Origin of the sequence: Mycobacterium sp. (assembly GCF_035314665.1) — a bacterium.
Classification (GTDB): domain Bacteria; phylum Actinomycetota; class Actinomycetes; order Mycobacteriales; family Mycobacteriaceae; genus Mycobacterium.
Genome location: NZ_DATFZD010000442.1, coordinates 20,825 through 30,167, shown reverse-complemented (window position 1 = coordinate 30,167; position 9,343 = coordinate 20,825). Strand labels below are relative to the sequence as shown.

Genomic DNA, 9,343 nt, shown 5'->3' with positions numbered 1-9,343 from the left:
ACGCAGCTTGAGCAGAAACGGAATCGCCCCGATGTGGTCCTCATGCGCGTGGGTCAGCACCAGCGCCTCGACGTCGTCGAGCCGGCCCTCGATATGACGCAGATCGGGCAGGATCAGGTCGACGCCGGGTTCGTCGTGGGTAGGGAACATCACCCCGCAGTCGATGATCAGCAACCGACCCAGATGCTCGAAAACCGTCATGTTGCGGCCGATTTCGCTGATTCCGCCCAACGCGGTGATCCGCAGACCGCCAGTGGCCAGCGGACCCGGTGGCGATGCGTCTACATCCACTTGCGAGCCACCGTAAGGCTCACCGCAGCACCGAAGCCGCGCGCATGTCGCTGGCCAGTTCGTCGACCTGCTCGGCGGTCGCGGCCACCTGCGGCAGCCGCGGGTCGCCCACCTCGATGCCCTGTAGCCGTAATCCTGCCTTAGACAACGTGACCCCGCCGAGACGACTCATCGCATTGCACAGCGGGCTGATCGCGACGTTGATCTTGCGGGCGGTGGTGACGTCTCCGGAGGCAAAGGCGGACAGCAAGTCCCGGAGTTGACCGGCCGCCAGGTGCGAGATCACGCTGATGAATCCGGTGGCCCCCATCGCCAGCCAGGGCAGATTCAGTGTGTCGTCGCCGGAGTAATACACCAGGCCGGTTTCGGCCATCAGCTGTGCACCGGCGTGCAGGTCACCCTTGGCGTCTTTCACCCCGACGATGTTGGGATGCGCCGCCAGCGCACGCAAAGTCTCGGACTCGATCGGCACGACCGAGCGTGGCGGGATGTCGTAGAGCAGCACCGGCAGCGGGGTCGCGTCGGCGACCGCGGTGAAGTGCGCGATCAGCCCGGCCTGCGGTGGTCTCGAGTAGTACGGCGTGACCACCAGCAGTCCGTGTGCGCCCTCGGCGGCACACGCCTTGGCCAGTTGGACGCTGTGCGCCGTGTCATAGGTGCCCGCGCCGGCGATGACCCGGGCCCGGTCGCCCACCGCCTCCAGCACGGCCCGCAGCAGCGCGAGCTTTTCGGCATCGGTCGTGGTCGGCGACTCGCCGGTGGTTCCCGATATCACCAAACCGTCGCAGCCGGCATCGACGAGGTGATTGGCCAATCGCGCCGCGGCCGGGATATCCAGGGAGCCGTCGGGCCCGAACGGCGTCACCATGGCGGTCAACAGCGTGCCCAGGCGCGTATAGACGTCGAATCCGCTGGTGCTCACGCACCCAGATTACCTGGCGGCGCCAGCCTTTTTAGGTAGCGGCGGCTCAGGCCTCGGTGGCTAGCGGGCTTGTCGCCACCTCGGTGCCGTCGGCCAGCGTTCCGATCTGGAAATCGCCGAACACCACGGGCGCGACGTCAACGAGCTGGCGCAGACATGCGATCGCCAGTCGCCGGATCTCGACATCGGCGTGCTCGCTGGCCCGCATCGCGATGAAGTGCCGCCAGGCTCGGTAGTTTCCGGTGACGACGATGCGGGTCTCGGTGGCGTTGGGCAGCACGGCGCGGGCGGCCTGACGAGCCTGTTTGCGCCGTAACAGCGCGTTGGGTTGATCGGCAAACTTGGCTTCCAACCTGCTCAGCAGCTCGTTATAGGTAGCTCGGCTGGCGTCGGCGGCCTCGGCGAGGATCTGCCGCAGCTCGGCATCGTCTTCGATACCCGGCGGCACGACGACCTGGGACTCCCTTTCCGGCACGTAGCGCTGCGACAGCTGCGAGTAGGAGAAGTGCCGGTGCCTGATCAGCTCATGAGTGCACGACCGCGAGATGCCGGTGATATAGAACGACACACTCGCGTGCTCGAGCACCGAGAAATGCCCGACGTCGATGATGTGTCGCAGATAGCCGGCGTTCGTCGCGGTCTTGGGGTTGGGCTTGGACCAGCTTTGATAGCACGCGCGGCCGGCGAATTCGACCAGCGCTTCCCCGCCGTCGGCGTCGGTGCTCCACGGCACATCCGGCGGCGCGAAGAACTCGGTCTTGGCGATCAGTTGCACGTGCAACGGCGCGGTCTCGGCCACGGCGAACACCCTAGCCCGGCGACGATGCGGTCCTGCCGGCCACTTCGGCTTGCCGAGGTTGTCCACCGCCTCGGCGACGGCGCAGGTTCACCACTGCGGCCCGGCCGACGAATGCGGGATTCAGCAGGCGAAAGGGAGCATCGATCAGGCTGTTGACTCGAAAGAAGCGCACAGCGACAACCGGATCGGACTCAGAGGCTGCCAGCGCCCAATCCACCAGCCGGGTGGCAGCCCGCATCCAACTCGACCGTCGTCCGGTCACCCCCGGGTGGGCCAGGTCCAGGCTCGCCACCATCTGCCAGGCCACGCCGACCGATTTCGCTGCGGCACGGAAATATCGCCGCGGCAGGTCGGCGTCGCCGGAACGCAAACACTTCCGCAGCGCGACGGCCTCCAACGCGGCCACCGTCATCCCTTGGCCGTAGATGGGGTTGAAGCTGCAGATTGCGTCGCCGCAAACCAGCAGACCATCGGGCAGTCGGGTCATCTTGTCGTAGCGTCGCCACTGGCTGGACGGCATGTGATGATGCGCGACGTCGCCGATCGGTTCGGCGGCCCGCATCGCCGCAATCAGGTGCGTGGGACAGTACGCCTCAGCGAATGACAGCATGCCGGCCAGATCGCGGGGCGGCTGGTGCCCCACCATCCCGAAGACGGTGAACATCCACGTGTCGTTCTCGTAGCCGCTCAGAAACATTCCGGCCGGCCTGTCCGGCGCGGGGCCGATATCGACCAGCATTTCCTTCAGCGTGCCCGCGGGGATTCGCAGTAGTTGGCTGACGTAGTTCGTGTGCATAACGATGTGGTCCTCGACCGGTCGGCCATACCCGAGGCTCTCCAGCAGGGCCGGCGTGTGCGCACCGCGGCCCATCGCGTCCATCACGACATCAGCCGTAAGTTCCCGTTCGACACCCTCGTCGCGGCTGACCATTCGCACTCCGGTGATGCGCCGACGATCCGGTGTCGCGGCCAACTCGACCACCTCGTGGCGGCTGAGCATCGTCACGTTGCTCATTGCCTGAAGGCGCCGCCGCACACGGTATTCCAGAAAAGGCCGGCTCGGCATGTGAATCGCCAGCGCTTTCGGGTCCTTCACGACCCTTCCCGAGCGGACAACCTCGTGGCCGCCGAAAGACAAAAGAAGCTCGGACAGCTCTCCGTTACCCCACACGGGCGCACCGTCGGCGACCAGATCATCGAGAAACCCGGGGAAGAGCTCGTCCAAGATCTGCGCGCCGCGGGCCAGCAGAACATGAACGTGCCGGCCCTGTGGAACGCCGCGTCGGACAGCGGAATCGTCGGGTAATTCGTCCCGGTCGACGACCGTGACCGTCTCGAAGAACTCGGCCAGAACTCGTGCGGCAAGCAATCCGCCCATGCTCGCTCCGAGAACGACCGCATGCTTGCCAAGTTCTGCCACTGACGATCTACCTGGCTGCCGAGTCATGTTGGGGCGCAACCACAGTCGCATCTGCGATGACTATGACGGCGTCATAACCGGCGGCTGTTGCCTTCACACGGTGTTGATCCAAGAAGTCGCGATAGCTGTTTTCATCGCCGCGCGCGAGCGCCAGCAGCGCCCGCGAACGCAACAACGGGAGTTCGTGGAGCACAAAGCCGGGATCGGTGGGTACGGCGGCCAGTCGGTCGATCGCCGCTTGCGCTTTATGTTGGTCGCCATCGGATCCGCGTCGGACCAGCAGTTGCACCAAGACTTCGGTGGCCCTTCCGCGCCAGATCATGTCGCCGCTTTCGTACGCACCATCCACGACTGTCCGCACCATTTCGACGGCACCGTCCAGATCCCCGGTGCGGGCCTTTTCTATAGCAAATTCGGGGTCGACGATGATCAACGGGCTCAGCGAGAACCGTTCCGCCAGTGAGGCATCGCGCGTCTTGGTGAACAGGTCGAGGCCCTGGTCGCGTTGCGTTCCGTCGCGAGTGACCAGAACCAGGCCTCGGCTGAGGAGACCCATGAATAGAACGAAGTCGTCGCTGGAACCCTCGGCGATGCGCAGCGCCTCGGCGGTCTCACGCATGGCGGTCTCGTCGGCCGGCAGCGCTCCGAATGGAATGGACGCCACGTACTTCCACAACAGGGCGAAGACGTAACTCGTCGGATCGAGCGGAGCTGCCATCGCGATTGACTTGGCGGCATCGTCTAGCCACCCTGGCATTCCCAGGCACATCTTGACGTGCCCGCGCATCGCGATCGCGGTGCTCAGCGGTGAACCGAAGATCAAGTTGCCCTTGGTGGGGTTGCCGTCGGCCAAATCGATGAGTCGATCCGCCAACCGCAGTGCCTCGATCATCTCGCCGGCCTGGCATTTGGCGTAGATCGCAGCGAACAGCAGAGCCACGGTCAGCGTCGGATCACCGATCGATTCGAGCAGCTCGCTCTGCTCCGAAGCCACCTGCGCTGCCTCGCGGAAGCGGTTGTGAAAAGTCAGCGCCATGATGAACCCGGTCATGCCGATCGCCAGCGACACCTTGTCGTCGGCCGCGGTACACAGACCTCGCAGTTCGTCGAAACCGGTGTCGGCGATGCTGCCGCCGGTTCGCCACAGGGTGCCGCACAGCAGGTTGCGCGGGGCGATCTGCAAGGACGCCCGAAACGGGGTGTCGGGCGGTAGCCGGTCGGCAACCTGGCGAGCCCGCTGCCAGTTGGTGCGGGCCGCCCGAATGTCGCGAAACGACGACCAGGCGCCGGCGCGCATGTGCCAGTCAAACGCTGCGCGCAAATCCCCGGCAGCCTCCAGGTGTTCGGCGATCAAGGCGGCGTTCTCGTCGGCCGCCCCGGGATCCTGCTGTTCGATCGCGTTGGCCAACCGCCGGTGCAACTCGGCGCGCCCGGCCTTCAGCTGTGACTCGTAGGCGACGGTCCGGATCAACGGGTGTCGAAATGCGTACACCGCGCGCGGGGTGAACATCACCTGGTCGATCAGCTCCACCTGCAGTAGCTCGGCAATCGCATTGGTTGCCTCGATGTCATCCAGCAAGGGGGCCACCAGCTCAACCCTGAACCGCGCACCGACGACCGCCGCGGCATACAGGAACTGCTTGGCCGACCTACCCAGACGGTCGACGCGGGCGGCGATGGTGGCCTGCAGTGTGCCCGGCACGCTGATGTCTGCGGCGCCGTCACAGCAGATGTACGCGCCGGGATCGCCGTCGAGCACGCCGCGCTGAGCCAGGTCACGCACCATCTCTTCGGCGAAGAACGGGTTCCCGGCGGCGCGCTCGGCGACCCGCGCGGCCAAGGCACGCACCGACGGGTCAGTACCCAGCAGCTCGGTGGTCAATGCCGCGCTCTGCGCCGCGTTCAGCGGTGCCAACGAGATCATCTGCCCACCCGGCGTTCGCGACAACATACCCCGGTATTCGGGACGATAGGTCACCAGCACCATCGAATGGATTTGCGGCACAACAGTGACGAACGCAGCGAGCATGGCCTCGCTGACCTCGTCGATCCAGTGCACGTCCTCGATCACGTACTGCGCCGGTGCGGTCCGGTTCAGGGCGACCGCGTTCAACAGGGCCGCCAACCGGCGCCGACGGGCATCGGCGGTGATGTCGGGCAGTGCGGCGTCGGGGTCGCCGATCCCGAGCAGGTCGTCCAGCAGCAGCAGATCCTCGGGGTTGGCGTCGGGTATGCGCGCCCGGATTCGCGCTCGACCTGCGTTCTCGTCGAGGCCGCTGACCCCGAAGACCCTGCGCAAAAGGCGCGCCACCAGGAGAAACGGCACCTCGCGGGTATGGGATTCGCAGGCGACGGAAAACACCTCGACGCCGCGGCCAGTAGCCAGCGTCACGGCCTCGCGCATGATGCGGCTCTTGCCGATACCGGGTGGCCCAACCACCCCGACCACACAACCGGCACCGTTGATCGCTTGATCGAGGATGCCGGCCACGGTGTTCATCTCCCAGGTGCGTCCGACCAGGGTCGGCTCGCGCCGGCCGATCTCCACGCGCTCGGCGGCGGCCCTCAGTAGCCGGCGCGCCGGTAACGGCTCCTCGGCGCCCTTGACGTGGACCAACTCGGGCGCCCCCAGCACGGTGGCGTGTTCGACCAGCCGCGCCGTGGACTCACTGAGCATCACTCCGCCAGGCGGGGCCACCGATTCCATCCGTTGCGCCAACCCGACCTGCTCGCCGACCGCGGTGTACGCCCTTACATCAGAGCTGATTTCGCCGGCAATCACTTGGCCTGAGTTCAGCCCGACTCGCAGCCGCAGCGTGACGCCGTCGCGGCGCTGTACCCCCTCGGCCAGCTGCCCGATCTGCTCTTGGATGTCCAACGCCGCCAAACAGGCCCGAAAAGCGTGATCCTCCAACGCGACTGGCGCACCGAACAGCGCCATGATGCCATCGCCGGTGAACTTGTCGACCGTGCCGCCATAGCGTCGCGTAATCGTTGCCGCGCAGCCGAAGACGTCGGCCATGATCTCGCGCAACCGCTCCGCCCCGAGCGTCGAGGCGATCGTCAGGGAATTCACCACATCGGCGAACAACACCGTCACCTGCTTGAACTCAGGCTGCTCTCCGATTTGTGGTGCAGGTGCCCCGCAGCCGTCACAGAACCGGGCGCCGTGGCGAAGCTCAGTGCCGCATGCTCGGCACACCGCGCCTGCTGACCCCATCCGCCTCTCCCGCCGCTGATCAGTGGTGCGAACCGCCTGATGCACCAACAGAGTGATTATCGGCTGCCGGCGCTGCCGAGGAAGCCGTTTGGCGCACACGACACACGCAGGCAACACTTTTGGTCAGCCGCACCCGGGTGAGTGCCCTATCATTTTCGCAGCAGAAAACGTAAAGGAAATTAACGATAATCCGTATTCCCGCTGGATAATTGCATGTTTATGCACTAGTTCCCACCCGCTTCGAGTAAGTTTTGGTTTCCCGGATTTCCCATGCGAGGAGTTTCTTGTGTCTTACGACGAAGCGTTGGAAGCCCTGAAAAGGGGCGAATACGAGAACGTCCTCAAGTGGTTTGAAGCTCTTCTCGCCGCGGAGCGCGACGCAAAGGCGTGCGCGCTCGCCGCCCTGGCCCGCTTCAAGCGTCAGGACTACGAGGACGCTGCAAAGCTTTACGCCGAGGCGTTGACAGCCGCCGGCGTTCACGACCCCGACTGGCAAAAGATGAAAGCCCTCGCAGAAGCCAACGCCACCGCCAAGATCAAGGTCGAAATACCAAAACCGGTGTACTTCGACGCCAAAACGCTGTTGAAGCCTCCACAGGTACACGACGGAGACCTGCCCAGGCCGCTGCGTCGTCGGTGGGGCTGCCGCTGCTTTAAGCGTCTGCGACTCGTCCTGGGCGACGCGCTCGGCGCCGTATTGACCGTGTTCATGAATTGGCTTATCGAATGGGTGGGGCGGAAAATCGGCTACCGCGGGAGGATCTGGACCGACTGGTACCGCCACGGCTGGGCGATCGGCGTTCTGATGCTGGCCTACATCAGGGAGCAGCTAAACGCGCACAACTTGATAAGCACCTACCCGCGCGGGACACTGGTCGGCTTTCAAAAGCCGGGCCAGAGGCCGCCACTGGGCGTCACCCAATTCCGCACGGCCGACGGAAGCTGGAACAACCTCACAGATCCGAAGGAGGGCGCCGCAAACACGCGATTTTTGCGCAACGTTGATCTCTCGGTCACCTGCCCTGAGGATGAGGACCGACTCCTGAAGCCGAACCCGCGCGAGATCAGCCGCAAGCTGCTCACCCGCCCGATCGGTCCCGATGGCCGGCCCAAGATGGAGCCCGTTGAATTCCTGAACCTGCTGGCCGCTTCCTGGATTCAGTTCATGAACCACGACTGGGTCAGCCACGGCGACACCGACCCCGACAAATTCATCCACGTGCCGCTGGTCGATGGCGACTCGGCACGCGACCGGTACCGACAGGTCCACTTGGGGATCGGCGCAACGCAAACCGACCCGACCCGCAAACCTCACGGGGAGCCTGCCTGCACGAGTTCGATCAACGAGGTCACGCATTGGTGGGACGGGTCGCAGATCTACGGCAGCGACAAGGACACCCAGAAACGCCTGCGCAGCGGCGAGATGGGCAAGATGAAGCTGCGCAACGACGGCACTCTGCCTCTCGCCACCGACGTGGAGGACACCGGCTTCAGGCGCAACTGGTGGGTAGGCCTGACGATGTTGCACACCCTTTTCGTGCGCGAGCACAACGCAATCTGCGAGATGCTGTACGACGCCTACCCGGCGTGGGACGACAACCGCCTCTTCAATCTCGCGCGGCTGATCAACGCCGGGGTGATGGCCAAAATCCATTCCGTCGAATGGACCCCGGCCATCCTGCCCAACCAAACACTCGAAACAGGGCTGAACTCGAACTGGTACGGCTTGCTCACCTACCTGAAGCCGAAGGCCAAGGAGCGCGAGACAGTGTCCGAGGTGAACATCCGCAACCCCGAACTCGGCGGCATCGTCGGCAACCCAATCAACAGACATCACAGCCCGTTTGGGCTATCCGAGGAATTCGTCGAGGTCTACCGTCTACATTCGCTGCTGCCCGAGACCTTGCAAATATGGAGCCGCCTCCTGAAGCGCGTGGTGAAGGAAGTGGCCCTACCCGCGACGCGCCAGCATGGCTCGGTCGAGCTAACGAAGACCTACGCGATGTCGGACCTGTTCTACTCGTTCGGCAACCAGCACCCGGGCGCGTTGGTGCTCAACAACTATCCGCGCTTCATGCAGGAGCTCAGCGTCGCGGGCAATGTGTTCTTGGACATGGGCACAGTCGACATCGTGCGCGCACGGGAACGCGGTGTGCCGCGTTACAACGAGTTTCGCCGTCAGCTGGGGCTGACCGAGATTAAAAGCTTTGATGACCTCACCGACGACCCCCGTGTGGTGACGAGGCTGCGGTCCGCGTACAACGACAACGTCGAGGACCTGGACCTGCTGATCGGCACGCTGGCCGAAAGCCATCGACCCACCGGATTCGGGTTCGGTGAGACGGTGTTTCAAATCTTCATCGTGAGCGCGAGCCGACGGCTGCAGGCCGACCGCTTTTACACCGACTGCTACAACGAGGACGTGTACACCCCGGAAGGCTTGCGCTGGATCGATCACACCGATCTGAAGACCGTGATCCTGCGCCACTACCCCGAGCTCGCCGACACCGGCCTGGCCAACATCAAGAACGCCTTCGAGCCCTGGGACGACACACCCAAGCTGGATCCCAAACGACATCCACTGCGCGAGTGGGACTGCGAACTGAAGCCTCATCCGCGGCGCGGCGACGCGTACCGCCATGTCGAGCATCTTCGGGAGCGCGAATGCTGAGATGGATTCTCCGGCGCGGT

6 protein-coding genes are annotated in these 9,343 nt (G+C 64.6%); 1 reads left to right on the top strand and 5 read right to left on the bottom strand.

From position 1 onward, the window contains the following. The 5 genes from VKI00_RS32315 to VKI00_RS32295 form a co-directional block, all read right to left on the bottom strand. Positions 1-291 (bottom strand): MBL fold metallo-hydrolase (locus VKI00_RS32315; RefSeq protein ID WP_324447367.1); only part of this gene is annotated, 291 nt, incomplete at its 3' end. A 19-nt stretch (positions 292-310) separates the two neighbouring features. After that, positions 311-1,213: a 4-hydroxy-tetrahydrodipicolinate synthase gene (gene dapA, locus VKI00_RS32310; RefSeq protein ID WP_324447365.1), complete on the bottom strand. Its 903-nt coding sequence runs from the start codon at positions 1,211-1,213 to the stop codon at positions 311-313. Positions 1,214-1,259: 46 nt separating this feature from the next. Then, on the bottom strand, positions 1,260-2,012 hold the full coding sequence (gene thyX, locus VKI00_RS32305) for an FAD-dependent thymidylate synthase (protein WP_324447363.1): 753 nt from the start codon (positions 2,010-2,012) through the stop codon (positions 1,260-1,262). A 10-nt stretch (positions 2,013-2,022) separates the two neighbouring features. Next, complete coding sequence (locus VKI00_RS32300; protein ID WP_324447361.1) at positions 2,023-3,390, bottom strand: 2-polyprenyl-6-methoxyphenol hydroxylase-like oxidoreductase; 1,368 nt, start codon at positions 3,388-3,390, stop codon at positions 2,023-2,025. Positions 3,391-3,439: 49 nt separating this feature from the next. Then, complete coding sequence (locus VKI00_RS32295; protein ID WP_324447359.1) at positions 3,440-6,652, bottom strand: adenylate/guanylate cyclase domain-containing protein; 3,213 nt, start codon at positions 6,650-6,652, stop codon at positions 3,440-3,442. A gap of 52 nt (positions 6,653-6,704) precedes the next feature. Between VKI00_RS32295 and VKI00_RS32290 the strand changes: the two genes are divergently transcribed. Beyond that, positions 6,705-9,323, top strand: a complete 2,619-nt coding sequence (locus VKI00_RS32290; RefSeq protein WP_324447357.1) for a peroxidase family protein — start codon at positions 6,705-6,707, stop codon at positions 9,321-9,323. Positions 9,324-9,343: the final 20 nt, after the last annotated feature.

Bases quoted from the DNA above. Each gene is read 5' to 3' on its own strand.
- VKI00_RS32300 (WP_324447361.1), bottom strand. From the start codon at position 3,390: ATGGGCGGATTGCTTGCCGCACGAGTTCTGGCCGAGTTCTTCGAGACG.
- VKI00_RS32295 (WP_324447359.1), bottom strand. From the start codon at position 6,652: ATGGGGTCAGCAGGCGCGGTGTGCCGAGCATGCGGCACTGAGCTTCGC.